This window comes from Hymenobacter chitinivorans DSM 11115 (assembly GCF_002797555.1).
Classification (GTDB): Bacteria; Bacteroidota; Bacteroidia; order Cytophagales; family Hymenobacteraceae; genus Hymenobacter; species Hymenobacter chitinivorans.
In genome coordinates, this window is record NZ_PGFA01000002.1 from 96979 (window position 1) to 113051 (window position 16073).

Genomic DNA, 16073 nt, shown 5'->3' on the forward strand with positions numbered 1-16073 from the left:
AGCGCTAGGACTTCAGGAAACGCATCGTTGTTCAAACGTCCCAATGACTTCGGCAACGAGCTGAGGTTAGGGGCCTAACCCGGTCGTGGCGAGGCTAAATCTGACCCATGCCCCCATCCACGAATAGTTCGATGCCGTTCACAAAGCTGGCCTCCGTCGAAGCCAGAAACAGAGCGGCGGCGGCCACTTCTTCCGGACGGCCCATTTCCCCGCGTGGGATCAGCGGGGCGATTTGAGCCTTGAACTCCGCACCGGCAGCGGCCATCATAGGCGTATCAATAGCGCCCGGGCTCAGCAGGTTGACCCGGATGTGGCGGTCCTGCAAGTCCACCAGCCAGCCCCGCACGAAGGCCCGCAGCGTGGCTTTGCTGGCGCTGTACACGCTGTTGGCCGCATATCCCTTGATGGAGGCCATCGACCCAGTGAGTATAATGGAGCCGCCCGCGGCCAGTAAGGGCAGGGCTTTTTGGACCGTGAAGAGGGTGCCGCGTACGTTCAGGTTGAAGATGGAATCGAAAAACGCTTCACTAATCTCCCCCAGTTTGCCGAAGCCAGCCGCTCCCGCGCTGGCGAACAATACGTCAATAGTGCCTTTTTCCCGCTGGACCGTCTCATACAGGCGGTCCAGGTCGGCCAGGTTAGCCGCGTCGCCCAGCACCCCTGTCACGTTGTGGCCGATAGCCTTCACGGCTTCGTCAAGCTTCTGCTGATTGCGGCCCGTGATGAAGACGTAGGCTCCTTCTTGCACAAATAAGTGGGCGGTGGCCAAGGCCAGGCCTGACGTAGCGCCGGTAATAACCGCTACTTTTCCGGTGAGCTTTCCCATGATGGTTGCTTGCTAGGTTGAATGGTGTGGCGCTGGTTGCGCTGTTCACGGAGCAAACTTCCGGCCCATGGGGTCCCATAACAAGTACGGAGAAGTTATTCGGCACCCGATACTTTTCGCCCCTAGGGCGGTTTTAATCCCTGTTCCCTCAGCTACCTCTTTCCCCAGTTGCCTCCCCGATGTACCAGAAGAAAATTGCCAACACGTTGACCTGCGGCTCCGTGCTCACCAAGGAAGTGCTGCACGGCAAATGGAAATCCACCCTGCTCGTGTGCATGGCCCAGGGCATCCAGCGGCCCAGCGCCATGCAGCGCATGCTTCCCAGCGCCAGCCGGCGCGTACTCAACGTGCAGCTGAGCGAGCTGGAACACCACGGCCTGATTAGCAAAACCATCTTCCCCGAATTGCCGCCCAAAGTCGAGTACCACCTCACGGACCTGGGACGGTCCCTGCTGCCAGTGATTGAGGTAATGGAGCAGTGGGGAAACGCCCACCGCACAGAGCTGGAACAGGTTCTGGCGGGGAATATAGCCGAGTTGCCCGGCTAGGCTATCCATATCCCATCAAGGATTAAGAAGACGGTGGTTTTCAGTAAAAAAGCCTATGCCTTTCGTTTTTAAAGTCATCAGCAATACCAAAAAAAGCGTTCCAGCTTATGGCTGGAACGCTTTTAAAATTTGGGTAAGGACAAGCTCCTTATGGAGCGGGCTTTTTCATTGAAAGTGAAAGACAATTACTACACGCCCACCTTCTCCTCACTGCCCAGCTCACTGAGAATCCGCTTGGCGGCGCCCACGCTTTTCACCTCGTCGATGCTGATAATGAGCTGTTCCTTGCGCTCCTTCATGGAGGCCGAGCGGGGGTGGGTCTGGATGTAGTTGAGGATAGTGCCGAAGGTGTCGCCCTGGAAGTAGGCCTCGTTGTTGGTGGCCGGAATGTAGCCTTTGAGCAGGTTCTTCTTGAGGGTGAGCTTTTCGAAGCCGACCTGGCAGGCCTGCCAGCGCAGGCGCACGATGTCGGCCAGCTGCTCGACCTCGGCGGGCAGGGGGCCGAAGCGGTCCACGATGCCGGCCACGAGCTTGCGCAGCTCCTCGGGGCCCTTCACCCTATCGAGCTTGCTGTAGAGCTGCAGGCGCTCGGAGACGTTACTCACGTAGTTATCGGGGATGAGGATTTGCAGGTCGGTTTCGATGTTGCACTCCTTGGGGCCCTTGGTGGCGGCGGCTTCCTGGAGACGCTGGGTGGGGTCGCCGAGGAACAGGTCGCGGAACTCGGTTTCCTTGAGCTCCTGCACGGCCTCGTCCAGAATCTGGTGGTAGGTTTCGAAGCCCAGGTCGTTGATAAAGCCCGACTGCTCGCCACCCAGCAGGTTGCCGGCCCCGCGAATGTCCAGGTCGCGCATGGCCACTTTGAAGCCGTCGCCGAGGTCGGAGAATTCTTCCAGGGTGCTCAGGCGCTTGCGGGCGTCGGAGGGCAGGCCGGCCACGGGCGGGGTGAGCAGGTAGCAGTAGGCCTTTTTGTTGGAGCGGCCCACCCGGCCCCGCATCTGGTGCAGGTCACTGAGGCCGTGCATGTGGGCGCGGTTGATGATGATGGTATTGGCATTCGGAATATCCAGGCCCGACTCAATCAGGTTGGTGCTCACCAGCACGTCGTACTCGCCGTCCACGAACTTCATCATGCGCTTTTCCAGCAGGTCGCCCTCCATCTGCCCGTGAATGGTGGTGATGCGGGCGTCGGGCACGAGGCGCAGAATCATGGCGGCCAGCTCCTCGATGTCCTTCACCCGGTTGTGGACGAAGAACACCTGCCCGCCGCGCTTCAGCTCCCGGGCTACCGCGTCGCGGATCAGCAGCTCATCAAACACGTGCAGCTCGGTCTGGACGGGCTGGCGGTTCGGCGGGGGCGTGGCAATGACGGAAAGGTCACGGGCACCCATCAGGGAGAAGTGCAGGGTGCGCGGAATGGGCGTGGCCGAGAGGGTCAGCGTGTCCACGTTCACCTTGAGCTCCTTGAGTTTGTCCTTGGTCTTGACCCCGAACTTCTGCTCTTCGTCGATGATGAGCAAACCCAGGTCCTTGAATTTGATGTCCTTGTTGGTGAGGCGGTGGGTGCCGATGAGAATGTCGGTCTTGCCCTCGGCCACCCGGGCCAGCGTCTCCTTGATTTGCTTGGTGGTCTTGAAGCGGTTCACGTACTCCACCGTCACGGGCAGGTTGCTGAGCCGCTCGCGGAAGGTTTTGTAGTGCTGCATGGCCAGGATGGTGGTGGGCACCAGCACGGCCGCCTGCTTGCCATCGGCCACTGACTTAAACGCGGCCCGGATGGCTACTTCGGTTTTGCCGAAGCCCACGTCGCCGCACACGAGGCGGTCCATGGGGTGGGGCTGCTCCATGTCGTTTTTCACGTCCTCGGTAGCCTTGGCCTGGTCGGGCGTATCCTCGTAGATGAAGCTGGATTCCAGCTCGGCCTGCATGAAGGAGTCGCGGGCGAAGGCGTGGCCGGGCGCGGTTTTGCGCTTGGCATAGAGCCGGATCAGCTCGGCGGCAATGTCCTTGACCTTTTTCTTAACCGACTTCTTCTTGTTTTCCCACTCTGGGGAGCCCAGCTTACTCATGGTGGGCGGCGTGCCCTCGGCCCCCGAGTACTTGGCAATCTTGTGCAGGGCGTGGATGCTGACGGTCAGCACGTCGTCGTCGCGGTACACCAGGCGGATGGCTTCCTGGAGCCGGTCGTTGATTTCGACCTGGGTCAGGCCGGCGAAGCGGGCAATGCCGTAATCCTGGTGCACCACGTAGTCGCCCGGCACCAGGGTGCGAAGCTCCTTCAGGGTCAGGGCCTTCTTTTTGGAGAACTTGCGGCCTTCCTGGGCCCGGTAGAACCGCTCGAACAGCTGGTGGTCGGTGTAGACCACCAGCTTAAGCGTATCGTCCACGAAGCCCTCGCGCAAGCCTAGCAGCAGGTGCTGAAACTGCACGTTGTTATCCAGCTCGTCGAAGATGGTGCGCAGCCGGTCGGCCTGCCGCACCGATTCGGCCGCAATGACGTTGGTAAAGCCCTTTTCCTGGTTGTCGTGCAGGTTCTTGACCAGGCGGCTGAAATCCTTGTTGAACGAAGGCTGGGGCTTGGCGCTGAAGCTGAACTCCTCGGCGCCGGCCTTGAAGTGGAACCGTTTGCCGAACTCCACGATGGGAAAGTTTTCCAGCAGCTTCTTGAACGACTTACCCGACTCGAACAAGTCCTCGGGCTTGCTGACAATCTGCACGCCGCCGGCCGAGGCCAGCATTTCCTTGAAGCCCGCCTCGGCCCGGTCGAAGGATTCCTCCACGATGTCCAGGGTCTGGCGCACGTCCTTGGCCCAGATGGCGGTGTTGCGGGGAATGAAGTCCAGAAACGCCTCCCGCGTCTCCTGCAGCAGCTTGGTTTGCACGTTGGGAATGATGCTCACCTGCTGCCGCTTCTCCACCGAGAGCTGGCTTTCGGGGTCGAAGGTGCGGATGGTTTCGACCTCGTCGCCGAACAGCTCAATGCGGTAGGGCAGCTCGTTGGCGTAGCTGAAGATGTCGACGATACCGCCGCGCACCGCAAACTGCCCGGCCTCGTACACGAAGTCACTGCGCTCAAAGTCGTACTCGGCCAGCATGTCGCTGATAAAGTTGACGTCGAGCTTATCGCCCACCTTGACAATAAAGGTGTTGGCAACTAAGCTTTTCTTGTTGATAACCTTCTCAAATAGCGCCTCGGGGTAGGAGACAATCAGGGCTCCGGCCGTGTCCTTCACGCTAATTTTCTTGCCTTTCTTGCTTGTTGCAGCGCCTTCGGGCAGGGCGTCATCGGCATCCTCGGAGGCCTTTTCGGCCGTGGTTTTCGGCCCCCGGTGCGAGTTGAGCTTGTTGAGCACCTCGGCCCGCATCAGCACGTTGGCGTTTTCCGTCTCGTCGAAGGCGTAGGGGCGCTTATAGGAGCTCGGGAACAAGAGCGGCTCTTCATCGGGCAGCAAGTGCTGGAGGTCGGCCAGGAAGTAGGCGGCCTCTTCCCGGTCGTGCAGAATAAAGAGGTGGTGCTGATCCGGAAACTCCTGGTGCAGGGCGGCGGCCAATACCGCGTCCTGGCTGCCCACGAGGCCGCGCAGGTGGAGGCGGGCCGTGCTGGCGTCGGCTTGGGCGGCTTTGCTGCGCACGGAGCTGGCGGTGGCCGGGTTCAGGCGGGCTCCCACGGTCAGCACGGTGGGGTCGAGGGAGTAAAGCTGGAGGAAGTCGGTGACCTTCAAAACAAGGAGCGGCTAGGAGAAAGGCAAAAGGGAGAAGCCCGGCCGAAGACAAATCCGGTCGGGCAGGAGGCAGGTACTGGTGCTAAGCAATACCGCCGCCAAGGTCCGAAAGTTTCTTCTACAACCCGCAAAATCACCGCCGCCAGCGCGGGCACGGTTCCGGAGTGTCCACGCGCCGCCCACAGCCCGGCCCCGTTGCCCAACGCGGGCGGTGCGGATCCTGCCTGCGGCCCAGCACCCGTTGCTGCCCACGCGCGACGAGGCTCGAAGGAAAAAGGTTACGGTTGAGTTGCGAAAAAAATATAAATTGGTCTTTGCTCTGCCCTGCCGCTTCAATCACCCTTAATTCCCCCTGTTGCGTATGGACCCCACCCGTAACCCCGCCGAGGACCAGGACTTCAATTTCGACGCCTGGGTGCGTTGGCAAACCCTGAAAAACGCCTGGACCAGCATTCAGGAGGCCCGGCAGCCGGCCCCTAAGCCCCAGCCCGCGCCGGAGCCGGCCTTCGAGCCGGAAATCGTGTACCTGCTGCCCGTGCCCAACTAGGCGGCTGGCCGCGTACCTTCGCGCTTTAGTGTATCTGCTAACGTTCTATCTGTGCGCGGCTCTTCTCACCTGGCCATTGGCCTGATTACCGGCGTGGCCGTCGGCGGCCTCGTTGCGGGCGTACCTTTTTCCCCCGCCGGTATTGCCCTAGCCGGCTTTTCGGCCCTGGCTCCCGACCTCGACCACCCCGGCTCCCGGCTGAGCAAGCGCCTGAGTTTCTCCCAGAACTACGTACGCTTCGCCTTTGCCCTCATTGCTCTGGGCCTGGCCGGCTACACTCACTACATGCTGCCTCAGGGCCCCGACCGGCGCATGGGCTTCACGGCGGCCCTGGCCTTCGGGCTTATCGGGGTGGCTATGCAGGGCGGCTCGGCCCGCAAGCTGGCCCTCATGTTTACCGGTGCCTGCACTGTGCTGGCGGGTCTGTACTTCGGGTTTCTGTGGCTGAGTTTGCTGGGCATCTTCGTGGCTTTGGCCCCCTACACCTCCCACCGCACCTGGACGCACACGCTCTGGGCTACCCTGCTGTGGACCTACATCGGCTACCTGGCCAATAACACCCTGGGCTGGCATGGCGTGGCCCACTTTGCCGGGGCTGGCTACGCCTCCCACCTCGTGGCCGACTCCCTGACTAAGGCCGGGGTGAAGTGGTTTATGCCCTTATCCGACTACGCTTTCAAAATTCCCCTTATTCGGACGGGCTCTACTGCGGGCAATTTGCTGGAAGTAGGAATCTGCGTGGGCTATGCCGCTCTGGTGCTGGTGCTTATCGTGGCCCGCATGCAGTTCTGAGCGGCCCGCTCAGCTGTTGGAGCCGGGCGCGGGGCAGGGCTAAGGCCGAATCGGCAAAGCGCTACGGTTGGCTCACTAATAATGGCTGCAGGGAGAATTTTCCCGAAAAAAAATATGTTGTTTATAGATGAAAATGAGATTAAAAAGTAGACTGTTAGGAAGATGATGTGAAGATGATAATTGAAATTTATTGTATTATAGCTATGCTAAGGGACGAAATAAGATGAATTCGTTCAGAGTTATTACGTTGATTAAGAGAATAATACCAATTGATTAGTTGCCTGCAAACGCTTGCTGATGGCCTAAGTTTTTATGAAAATTTGCACTAATATGATTAAGATATTAGCTTCGCACCCTTCGGGGTATTCTCCTGGAAATTGCACTCAATGGTCGATAGTGTAATAAGTGTTTTTGCTATTATTGCCTTTGATCTCTGTAACTTCATGGAGGGAAGCTCGATTTGAATATAGGATTTTATGAATGACAGGATGTTTGTTGTCCATCCTTAGCCCTCTAAGCCGACAATTTTCAAACAAACTGGTATTTCCTGCCTGCCGCTCCATCACATAAACATGTGATAGGGCAAAGGTGCCGGTCATGCAAAAGCGAACCTACGGTCCAAGGTGTGTATCTTTGATCATAGCTACCTTTAGCATTCCTACTTCACTTCTCGCACACCTGCCCTGATTGCACACCTCTCGCATTAAAGCTTTTTTGTATGAACCAGATGAATAGCCCACTGATAAGGATAGGCGTCTTTTACGACGGTAATTATTTCCTGAAAATCAGTGATTACTACTACTTCCAGCACGAGCGCAAGGCCCGGATTAGCCTCGAAGGCCTGCACGAATATATTCGGCACCAAGTCGCGGAGGAGGAAGATGTAGACGTGCGTCTGAGTCAGATTACGGACGCGCACTTTTTCCGCGGCCGACTCTCCGCCACCGAGGCGCGCGACAAAGACCGCCTGTTTCACGACCGGTTGCTGGACGATATTTTGATGAATCTCAGCATTGCCACCCACTACATGCCCCTGAAAACGCGCGACGGCCGTTTGCAGGAAAAAGGCATCGACGTGTGGCTGGCCCTGGAAGCCCTGGAATTGGCTTTGCATAAGAGCTTCGACGTGATTGTGCTCATCGCCGGCGACTCCGACTACGTGCCCCTGATCAAGAAACTCAACACCATCGGCACCCGCGTGATGCTGCTGAACTGGGACTTCAAGTACGTGGACTTCAAAGGGGAAAACCGGGTGACCCGCGCTTCCCAGCAGCTGCTGGAGCACGTGACCTACCCCGTGGCCATGCACGACGTGATTGACAACGGCCTGGCCAGCAGCGACGAGCTCATCGAGAGCCTGTTCGTGAACACGCCCGAGCCAGTGGCTTTCCCCTCAGTGAAGCCCGTGCGCCCCACGGGTCCCACGGCCGCCGGCCCGGTGGGGACGGTGGGCATCAGCACCATCAAGAACCTCAAGAACGGCTTTGGTTTCGTGGTAATGCCACCCAACAACCTGTTCTTCAGCTACGCCGACATGGCCGAAGGTGACTTCAACGACCTGCGCGAAGGCGACTGGGTGGAGTTCACCGTGGGCCGCAACCACCGCGACGAAGACTGCGCCCGCAACGTGCGCAAAGTGCAGCCGCCCCAAGACCCGGATGGCGACGAGTACGAAGAGCACGAGCACGAGTCGGCTTCCTCCGACTTGCTCTAAGCCGTAGCGTAGTTACTGCTTGATTGAAAAAAAGCCGGCCGTTCCCCTTCAATGCGGGAGCGGCCGGCCTTTTTGTGGAGTATGCCCGGAGGCTACAGATCAGCGGGCGAATTATCGGCGTCGGGGAAGAGCAGGCGGTGGAAGTCGCGCTTGTCGGCCGGGTAGCGGTTGAAAGTCCCCATACCCCGGGCCACGATTAGCTCCCGGTTGAGGCAATGAATCTCGGCGCTGCTCACCACCAGCGTCTTACCCGAGTGGTCGACGCGGGCCCGGGCCACGAGCTGGTCGTGAAGGCGCACCGGGTGCAGGTAGTTGATTTTGAACTCGACCGTGGACACCAGCTCCCCGGTCTGGAAGGCGAAGGTGAGGGCCGCTGCCCCCAGGGCGGAGTCCATGAGGCCGGCAATAACGCCGCCGTGGCAGGTACCCGGCGACGACAGGTGCTCGGGCCGCACCGCCATGCTGTACTCCACCTGGCCGGGGCCGGCCACCGTGAGCTGCATACCGTTGGTGCGGCCGTAGTGGTTGATTTGGTTGTAGATACCAACCAGGGTAGCTACGTCGTAGGATTGCTCCATAAGGAAAAAGGACTGGGCGGAAAAGAACTGGATATTGGCCGAAAAGTTAGGTTTCTTTACGCTATAACCCCACCGCTATGTCTGCCGCGCCCCTCACCTTCGCCGAATTTTACCCCCGCTACCTGCGCGAGCACAGCAAGCGGGGCACCCGCATTCTGCACTTCACTGGCACCACGCTGTTTTTGCTGGCCCTGGGGTTGGCCGTGGTCTGGCAGCGGTTCAACCTGATTCCGCTGGGCATCGTGGCGGCCTATGGCTTTGCCTGGGTGGGGCACTTCTTTGTGGAGCGTAACCGGCCGGCCACGTTTCAACACCCCTGGTATTCCCTGCTCGGCGACTTCCGCCTGTACTTCGACCTGCTGCGGGGCCGGGAGCAATTTTGAACCACGGATTCGACGGATTCTGTGGCTGGCTTCTACCACGCTTTACCAACTCCGCTACCGGGTGCGGAGGCTGAAGCTACAACTCCTTGCGCATCAGAAAGTGCTGAATGGAGCCGAAGAGCAGGTGGGATGGGGCCACGACGTGGTAGCCCAGCCGCTCGTAGAAGGGCACTGCCTCCTGGCGGGCGTGCAGAATGCACTCGGTATAGCCCTGCTGGCGGGCGCCGGCTTCCAGATATGCCAGCAACTGCCGCCCGATGCCCTGGCCCTGAAAGGCCGGATCCACGGCCATGTAGCGCACCTGTATCTGCCTGGGGCCGGACGGGTGTTGGCGGGCCACGCCGGCTACGTGGCCTTCGGGAGTTGTGTACAAGGCATGCATCGTGGTGGGCGCGTCATCGTCGTCGGCCCGCTCGGAGCCGGGTGGCTGCTGCCAGGGCTGGCGCAGCACTTGGTAGCGCAGCTGGTAGTAGGCGGCAAAGTCGGCGGGGGAGTGGGGGGCACGAACAGGCATGAGCGGGTGGTAAAAGGGTAAGTTGGGGAATAGCGGCCGAAAAATCTAGGTGGGTTGCGGCTGGCATTTGATACTTTTGCCACTTCCCGGGTCGGTGTACGTATGCTGCGTAAGTCCGCCCAGGGTCGGCCGACCCAGAGTCGGCCACCATCCTTTCACTCCCAACCCACGACCATGCCCTCCTTCGACATTGTAAGCAAAGTAGACCCGCAAACCTTGGAAAACGCGGTAAATACCGCCAAAAAAGAGCTGCAGACCCGCTACGACCTGCGTGACACCAAGGGCGGCATTGAGCTCGACAAGAAAGCCAATACCATTCAGCTCAGCTCCGAAAATTCCATGCGCGTCAAGGCCCTGGAGGATATTCTGCTGGGCCGGGTCGTGAAGCAGGGCCTCGACGGTACCTGCCTCGACTTTTCGGCCGAGGAGCAGCCCAGCGGGGCCATGGTCAAGAAAACCATCAAGGTGCGGGCCGGTATCGACAAGGAAGCCAGCCGCAAGATCATGAAGCTCATCAAGGACAGCAAAATCAAGGTCGACGCCCAAACCCAGGACGAGCAAATCCGGGTGTCGAGCAAGAAGATTGACGAGCTCCAACAGGTTATTGCCCTGCTGCGCCAAAAGAGCGCCGAAGTAGGCCAGCCCCTGCAGTTCGTCAACATGAAGTAGAGGTTGCCAATGTGCGAATGTGGTTGAATGTGCATAATGTGCGAATGATTTGAGACTTCAAGTGTCGCCCTGCATTAGCACATCAGCACATTGTTCACCAGCACATTAGAAACACATTTTCCACATTAGCACATTAACCAGTGTTTGATATTTCTGCTTTTTCCAGCCCCGCCACTTGGATTAGTCTGCTCACGCTGACGTTCATGGAAATCGTGCTGGGCATCGACAACATCATCTTCATTTCTATTGTCGTCAATAAGCTGCCCCACGACCAGCAGAAGCGGGGCCGCACCATTGGGCTGCTGCTGGCCCTGCTGTTCCGCATTGGGCTGCTGCTGAGCATTTCCTGGATTGTGAGCCTCAAGGACCCGCTCTTCACGCTGAACCTGCCCTTCCTGGAGCCCAACTTCGGCGTTTCGGGCCGCGACCTTATCCTGCTGGCCGGGGGCCTGTTCCTGCTGAGCAAGAGCACCACCGAAATTCACACCAAGCTGCAGGGCGAGGAGGACGCGGCCGGGGAAGGCAAGTTTCACACCATGTCGCGCGTCATTATGCAGATTGTCATCGTCGACATCGTCTTCTCCTTCGACTCGATTCTGACGGCCGTGGGGCTGGTCGACAACGTGCTGGTGATGATTCTGGCCGTTATTCTGGCTATGGGCGTCATGCTGGCCTTCTCGGGCTACATTGCCGACTTCGTCAATAAGAACCCCACCATCAAGATGCTGGCCCTGTCGTTCCTGATTATGATTGGCATCATGCTGGTGATGGAAGCCTTCCACAAGGAAATTCCGAAAGGCTACATCTACTTTGCCATGTTCTTCTCCCTGGTTGTGGAGCTGCTCAACATGCGCCTGCGCAAGAAAACCACCCCAGTTCACCTGCGCGACTCGCAGTACGACTAGGTTAGTCGGAGCCCAAAAAAGGCCCGTTCCACCTCTGGAACGGGCCTTTTTTGTTGTTTTCCGCGGCTTTACACCCTGATTATGAGCACCACGACCAACAAGGCAAAGGACGTGGCTAAGATGGCCGCATTTACCCGGCCGGCGTCGCCGAGAAGCTTGCCCTGGGTGAAGCCGGCCGCCAGCAAGAGCAGGCTCGTGAAAGTGAAAAGCGCCTGATGCCGGAACAGAACCGGCAGGGGCGGGCCAGCGGGCAAAAAGCGGGCTTCGCGAATGAAATGGCCCAGCAGCGACACCCGTAGCTGGACTAAGCCGGCAGAAGAATTCCCGCCGGCCGTATAGTCGCCGCTGGTTAGAAATTTCCCTTTGCTCGTGCGGATAATGTAGGTATCGGCTCCGCTGTCGTAGATGGCAGCGCTAAGCAACGAGGCCGTCGTTGTGTAGCGCAGTCCGTAGTAGTCGATGAAAACGAGCAGGCCCAGCAGCAGCAGAATTCTGCCCCACAGCCGAACGGGCCTTTGGTAAGCTCCAAAATTAATTGGGGCCGGGCGGCGCTGACGCGGCGGGTTGGCGGTGGCCGGGCGGTAGGGACGCCCCTGGGGCGGAGAACCGGGCGCAGTTCTAGGCGGTGGTGGGGGCAGCGGCGTGCGGGAGGCTTCCAGCAGCGCGTCGTAGCCGCGGCGGCGGGCCGGGTTGCTGAGCACGTCGTAGGCCTCGTTGATGCGCAAAAACCGCTGGTGGGCGGCCGGGTCGGTGGTGCGGTCGGGGTGGGTGAGCAGCACCAGCCGGCGATAAGCCCGGCGGATATCGTCGGGCGTGGCCTGCTCGTCCACTCCCAGCGTGTGGTAGTGGTTCGGCATCATTAGGCGGCGCCGGTTAGCTGGGCCGTGAGGGCCGGCAGCTGGCTGCTGACCCGCTGCGTGGCCAGCTCCAGCAGGCGGCGGTTGAGTTCGGAGCGGTGCTGCCGATAAAATTCCTGCTCGGAACTCGTAAACAGCCCGATAATTACCCCGATAATGGTGTAGCGCAGTTTCACGTTGCGGCTCAGTAGCTCGGTTACCGTGCGCAGCTGCTCGGCTTCGTTGCGCGCCTGAAAGGCCACGTGGTGCTCCCGCAGAAAGTCGGCTACCAGCGCCAGTAGCAGCTCATTCTGCAGCTTCAGTACCGGCCGCAGGGTACGGTGCAGGAAGTCGCCGGCGGTGGGCTCGGGGGCCACGGCCAGCGTGGTGGGCAGCACGGGACGCAGGGCCAGCAGGGCAGTGTCAGCGGAGGTGGGAAGGGCAGAAGCCATAAAACGGCAGTAGATGAAAGCTGAAAAGTACAAAAAACCCGCCCAGCACTCAGCCAGACGGGTTTTTTGTATACGCAAACGGTTAACGGCAGGACTTAGTGCTGCACCACCACTTTTTTGGTCATCGTGCCTTCCGACGTGGTCAGGCGCACCACGTACAGGCCGTTAGCCAATTCCGAGGTGTTCAGGCGCAGGCCTTCGGACTGGATACGGGCCGGAGCCGCCGAGGAGCTCATTACCTTCCGGCCCAGCATCGTCAGCACTTCCACCATCACTGGCGTTGCGCTGCTTACCTGCGTCCGCACGGTCAGCTGGTCGTGGGCCGGGTTGGGGTATACTTCCACCAGGCTCTCGTTCAAGGCTTTCTGGGTGCTCAGCACGGCGGGCAGCTCGTAGCCGGCCGTGTTGTCGGTGAGGGAGTTGCTGCTACCCTGCACGGCGTTGGCGCCCATACCCCGCCGGGCAAATACTTTCCAGATCAGGTCGGCGTTGGCACCGCCGTTGTTGGCGGCATCCGCTTTGAGAATGGCGTCGCGGCCGTCTAGGAAGCCGGGGCTGCACTTCTGCAGCTTCAGGCCGTCGATTACCAATTGCAAGGCAATGTTATTGCCGCCGGTCGTGCCGGTCAGGTCCGCATTGTAGCCGTAGCGGTTGATCAGAGCCCAGTTCAGGTCCCACAGTACCGAGGCCCACACGTAGCCGATGCTGTGCACGGCCGTGTAGCCCGTGGTGCCAATCAGGGCATACGTCGACGGGTTGATGCTCATATCGGTGCTGTAGCGGGTTGGCCGGATACCGGGGCCCGTGGTAGGCTCGAAGGAGGCGTAAGTGCCAATACCCCGACCCGCAGTGCCCACGTCGCCGGGCTTCGTGGTCATCCACAAGCCGAAGAAGTCACTCCAGCCTTCGCCCATCTGTTCGGCATTGTTGAGGCAGCTCGTGGTGGCCGGCCCGCCGGTGAGGCGGTTCGAGATGCCGTGGCCGTATTCGTGGGCAATGATGCCGTTGTCGAAGTCCCCGTCGCGGTAGTAGAGGGCGCCGGAAGCCGAAATCGAGATGATCTGACCACTGCGGGCTGCCGTTTTCAAACGCTCCCCATCCGCTTTGGTAATGAAAACCGAGGGAATGCGCAGGCCAATGGTGTCGGGCGCCGAGCCGCCCATGCGGGTCAGCGTGGTCGAGTTCGGCACGCTGTCCATCATGATAACCATGCGGGCACCGGCGTTCTGGGCATTTTTGATTTTGTTGGCGAAGCCGCACTTGCCGCGCTCAATCAGGGCAATGCTGCCGTTGACGGCCGCGGCATTCACGAGGGGTTCGTTGCAGCCGCGCTCGGGCTTGGCCGAGCCGTCATTTACGACTACCAGATTGGCCGTGATGGGACCCACGTTAGACAATTTGCGGCCCAAGGAGCCTTCCAGGGCGTTCAGCGAACCGGCCAGGGCCGCCGGGGCCGTGATGTTGATAGCCAGCTCGGACCGGTCCCACAGGTACATCTGCATCCGGGGTGGCGAGCCGTCGGCCGGGGCCGAGAAGTTAGCGTTGTTCAGGTTCGGTAGGGCCAGCGTCGCGCCATCCTGTGCTTCGGCCCGTACGGCGTCGTTACCGAGGCCCGTGGCGCCGTAGTTTTTGGCTTGGAAGTTACCGCTGACCTCGTTAAAGCCTTTGCGGAACATGATGTCGTGCACCAGGTTGTTCCAGTAGAACAGGTTCACGACGGCCGCGTTCAGGTTGGTGGCCGCGGCCGTCTCCTTCAGGCTATTGAAAGGAAAGTCGAACTCCAGGTTAGCGCCGCCGTCGGGGCTCACGCTGGTCGCGGCCGAGTACACGTTGCGGTTGTTCCGGTCGTCGTAGGCGTGCACGTTGTTGCCGCGGGTAATGGTGTATTCAGCCCCGGCTACTCCGTCGGTATCGTGCCAGCCAAAGGGCGAGGCCAGCACGTCGGCGGGGTTGGTCATTAGCTGCCGGGCTCCGTGGGTCGGGCTCTCTACCGTCAGGGGCCACACGTTGTAGCTATTAGCCACGTTGGGACGGCGGCCCACCACCGGAGTTACCGCCGGCTGGGGACTGGCGGCCGCGGCGGCCATCTGCGCTACGGGCCGCGTCAGGGTGCTCACGCTGAAGCTCTCACTGATGGTAAGGTCGTTTTTATCGAGCAGAACGCCCGTGCTGGCATCCACCCGGGCGCTCCAGTAGTGGTCGGCGGACAGGGGAGCCAGGGTCACGTCCCACACCAGCCGCAACGAGCCGTCGGCCAGGGGCAGGTACATGAGCTTAACCGAGATTTTCTCCAGCGAAATGCCGGCGTCACTAAACTCCATTCCCGCGGCAGCGGTGCCGGCTTTCAGGGTTTGCAGGCTGCCGGGGGCGGGCATGTTCAGCGCCTTGGCCGCAGCCGCCACAGCCTGCTCGGCCGATAGGGCCGGAGTAGCGGGGCGGGCCAGCTGGGTTACGTTGGGCAGAAAGCTGCTGTTGAGGCTGGCCACTTTACCGGCCCGGTCCAGGTGCACGTCGGCTACGGCCCCGTACACCTCTACGCCCTGGTAGCGCTGACGCAGATACGTATGGGTCAGGCCGTTGTGGGCGTCGGTATACTGGCTCGTAATGGCCGGGTCACGCAGGTCGGCCTCGCTTAGGCCCAGGCGGCTGCGTTGGGCCGCGAGCTGACTGATGGCCCGTTCGGCCGGAGCATTTTGGGCCGTTGCCAGCGCGGGAGCAGCCAGTAATGCAGCGGCGGTAAGAGCGCGCATTACTGAAGCGGTAAAGGTTGACTTCATGTAGGGATGATTGGAGAAGAGAAAGGTTGGCACCACTGGATATTATAAACCCCAATAGCATTGTCGCCAAATCTACACACGGTTTACAGCAAAACCGCCTCTTTTCTATGAAGTCTTATAGTTTGGTGGTTTTGCGACTGGTATAGCTACCTAAAGCCAAAATGCTGTACACCCGCTAAGCGGAAGTCGACAGTAGTTTGCCGATAAAGTCCCATAGCACCACACCCGCCGCCACACTCACGTTCAGGGAATGCTTGGTGCCGAATTGCGGAATTTCCACCGCCGCGTCGCACAGGGCCAGCACCTCGTCGTCGACGCCGAATACTTCGTTGCCCATTATCAGCGCGTAAGGCTGGCCGGGTACGGGCCGGAAATCAGGGAGCAGCCGGCTGGCGTCGGTTTGCTCCACGGCCACCACCACGTAGCCGGCGGCCTTGAGCTGCTGAATGGCTTCCACGGTGGTAGCGGCATATTCCCACGTTACCGACTCGGTGCTGCCCAGGGCCGTCTTCGTTATTTCGCGCTGCGGAGGGCGCCCGGTAATGCCGCAGAGCCAGATTTTCTCGATGGCAAAGGCGTCGGCGGTGCGGAAGGCCGAGCCCACGTTGTGCAGGCTGCGCACGTTGTCGAGGACCAGGGTAAGGGGGAATTTTTGCGTACTTTTGAAGTCTGCCACCGAGAGCCGGTTCAGCTCTTCCATTGTTCTTTTGCGCATTGCCAGCAAGGTATTTTGCCCAAAGGTAGGATGCGCCGCCCGTTGCGGCCCCCGGGCCGGAACTGAGCCTTCGGCCACCGCTGTTGGCAAGTAGT

At 60.1% G+C, this 16073-nt stretch carries 15 protein-coding genes; 7 read left to right on the forward strand and 8 right to left on the reverse strand.

Translation table 11 applies throughout. The annotated features are described in order from the left end of the window. Positions 1–94: 94 nt before the first annotated feature. Positions 95–826, reverse strand: a complete 732-nt coding sequence (locus CLV45_RS14040) for an SDR family NAD(P)-dependent oxidoreductase (protein ID WP_100337106.1) — start codon at positions 824–826, stop codon at positions 95–97. A gap of 179 nt (positions 827–1005) precedes the next feature. Between CLV45_RS14040 and CLV45_RS14045 the strand changes: the two genes are divergently transcribed. Beyond that, positions 1006–1374, forward strand: coding sequence for a winged helix-turn-helix transcriptional regulator (locus CLV45_RS14045; protein WP_100337107.1), 369 nt, complete (start codon positions 1006–1008; stop codon positions 1372–1374). A 188-nt stretch (positions 1375–1562) separates the two neighbouring features. Here the strand turns inward: CLV45_RS14045 and mfd are convergent, their stop codons facing one another. After that, positions 1563–5096: a transcription-repair coupling factor gene (mfd, locus tag CLV45_RS14050; protein WP_100337108.1), complete on the reverse strand. Its 3534-nt coding sequence runs from the start codon at positions 5094–5096 to the stop codon at positions 1563–1565. A 361-nt stretch (positions 5097–5457) separates the two neighbouring features. On the opposite strand from mfd, the gene CLV45_RS14055 reads away from it, so the two are divergent. The 3 genes from CLV45_RS14055 (at position 5458) to CLV45_RS14065 (ending at position 8149) form a co-directional block, all read left to right on the forward strand. Continuing rightward, entirely contained in the window at positions 5458–5643 is a 186-nt protein-coding gene (locus CLV45_RS14055) for a hypothetical protein (protein ID WP_100337109.1), read from the forward strand. Positions 5644–5694: 51 nt separating this feature from the next. Beyond that, the gene (locus CLV45_RS14060; RefSeq protein WP_100337110.1) at positions 5695–6435 is read left to right on the forward strand and encodes a metal-dependent hydrolase; all 741 of its coding nucleotides are present in this window, start codon (positions 5695–5697) and stop codon (positions 6433–6435) included. Positions 6436–7162: 727 nt separating this feature from the next. Beyond that, a complete protein-coding gene (locus CLV45_RS14065) occupies positions 7163–8149 on the forward strand; it encodes an NYN domain-containing protein (RefSeq protein ID WP_317045110.1) in 987 nt (328 codons plus the stop codon). Between the two features lie 92 nt (positions 8150–8241). Here CLV45_RS14065 and CLV45_RS14070 read toward each other — a convergent pair whose 3' ends face one another. After that, positions 8242–8727, reverse strand: coding sequence for a PaaI family thioesterase (locus CLV45_RS14070; RefSeq protein WP_100337112.1), 486 nt, complete (start codon positions 8725–8727; stop codon positions 8242–8244). A gap of 77 nt (positions 8728–8804) precedes the next feature. Here CLV45_RS14070 and CLV45_RS14075 point away from each other — a divergent pair, with 77 nt between their 5' ends. Then, a complete protein-coding gene (locus tag CLV45_RS14075; RefSeq protein WP_100337113.1) occupies positions 8805–9110 on the forward strand; it encodes a DUF962 domain-containing protein in 306 nt (101 codons plus the stop codon). Between the two features lie 76 nt (positions 9111–9186). On the opposite strand, the gene CLV45_RS14080 is transcribed toward CLV45_RS14075, so the two are convergent. After that, positions 9187–9624, reverse strand: a complete 438-nt coding sequence (locus tag CLV45_RS14080; RefSeq protein ID WP_100337114.1) for a GNAT family N-acetyltransferase — start codon at positions 9622–9624, stop codon at positions 9187–9189. A gap of 174 nt (positions 9625–9798) precedes the next feature. Between CLV45_RS14080 and CLV45_RS14085 the strand changes: the two genes are divergently transcribed. Together CLV45_RS14085 and CLV45_RS14090 are read left to right on the forward strand one after the other, a co-directional pair. Further along, entirely contained in the window at positions 9799–10293 is a 495-nt protein-coding gene (locus tag CLV45_RS14085; RefSeq protein ID WP_100337115.1) for a YajQ family cyclic di-GMP-binding protein, read from the forward strand. 140 nt (positions 10294–10433) lie between these two features. After that, positions 10434–11198, forward strand: coding sequence for a TerC family protein (locus CLV45_RS14090; RefSeq protein ID WP_245882868.1), 765 nt, complete (start codon positions 10434–10436; stop codon positions 11196–11198). A gap of 68 nt (positions 11199–11266) precedes the next feature. On the opposite strand, the gene CLV45_RS14095 is transcribed toward CLV45_RS14090, so the two are convergent. From CLV45_RS14095 to CLV45_RS14110, 4 genes are all read right to left on the reverse strand, one after another. Further along, a complete protein-coding gene (locus CLV45_RS14095) occupies positions 11267–12058 on the reverse strand; it encodes a J domain-containing protein (protein ID WP_100337116.1) in 792 nt (263 codons plus the stop codon). Further along, positions 12058–12486 (reverse strand): hypothetical protein, encoded by a 429-nt coding sequence (locus CLV45_RS14100; RefSeq protein ID WP_100337117.1) that lies wholly within the window; start codon positions 12484–12486, stop codon positions 12058–12060. The genes CLV45_RS14095 and CLV45_RS14100 overlap by 1 nt, the downstream gene beginning before the upstream one ends. Before the next feature lie 95 nt (positions 12487–12581). Continuing rightward, complete coding sequence (locus tag CLV45_RS14105; RefSeq protein WP_170061869.1) at positions 12582–15236, reverse strand: T9SS-dependent M36 family metallopeptidase; 2655 nt, start codon at positions 15234–15236, stop codon at positions 12582–12584. A 202-nt stretch (positions 15237–15438) separates the two neighbouring features. Then, positions 15439–15978, reverse strand: coding sequence for an RNA methyltransferase (locus CLV45_RS14110; RefSeq protein WP_100337119.1), 540 nt, complete (start codon positions 15976–15978; stop codon positions 15439–15441). Positions 15979–16073: the final 95 nt, after the last annotated feature.

Excerpts from the sequence above, each read along its gene's own strand:
- CLV45_RS14040 (WP_100337106.1), bottom strand. The coding sequence starts at position 826 with ATGGGAAAGCTCACCGGAAAAGTAGCGGTTATTACCGGCGCTACGTCA.
- CLV45_RS14095 (WP_100337116.1), bottom strand. The coding sequence starts at position 12,058 with ATGATGCCGAACCACTACCACACGCTGGGAGTGGACGAGCAGGCCACG.
- CLV45_RS14045 (WP_100337107.1), top strand. The coding sequence starts at position 1,006 with ATGTACCAGAAGAAAATTGCCAACACGTTGACCTGCGGCTCCGTGCTC.
- CLV45_RS14080 (WP_100337114.1), bottom strand. The coding sequence starts at position 9,624 with ATGCCTGTTCGTGCCCCCCACTCCCCCGCCGACTTTGCCGCCTACTAC.
- CLV45_RS14075 (WP_100337113.1), top strand. The coding sequence starts at position 8,805 with ATGTCTGCCGCGCCCCTCACCTTCGCCGAATTTTACCCCCGCTACCTG.
- CLV45_RS14110 (WP_100337119.1), bottom strand. The coding sequence starts at position 15,978 with ATGCGCAAAAGAACAATGGAAGAGCTGAACCGGCTCTCGGTGGCAGAC.
- CLV45_RS14070 (WP_100337112.1), bottom strand. The coding sequence starts at position 8,727 with ATGGAGCAATCCTACGACGTAGCTACCCTGGTTGGTATCTACAACCAA.
- CLV45_RS14065 (WP_317045110.1), top strand. The coding sequence starts at position 7,163 with ATGAATAGCCCACTGATAAGGATAGGCGTCTTTTACGACGGTAATTAT.
- CLV45_RS14055 (WP_100337109.1), top strand. The coding sequence starts at position 5,458 with ATGGACCCCACCCGTAACCCCGCCGAGGACCAGGACTTCAATTTCGAC.
- CLV45_RS14105 (WP_170061869.1), bottom strand. The coding sequence starts at position 15,236 with ATGCGCGCTCTTACCGCCGCTGCATTACTGGCTGCTCCCGCGCTGGCA.
- CLV45_RS14085 (WP_100337115.1), top strand. The coding sequence starts at position 9,799 with ATGCCCTCCTTCGACATTGTAAGCAAAGTAGACCCGCAAACCTTGGAA.
- CLV45_RS14100 (WP_100337117.1), bottom strand. The coding sequence starts at position 12,486 with ATGGCTTCTGCCCTTCCCACCTCCGCTGACACTGCCCTGCTGGCCCTG.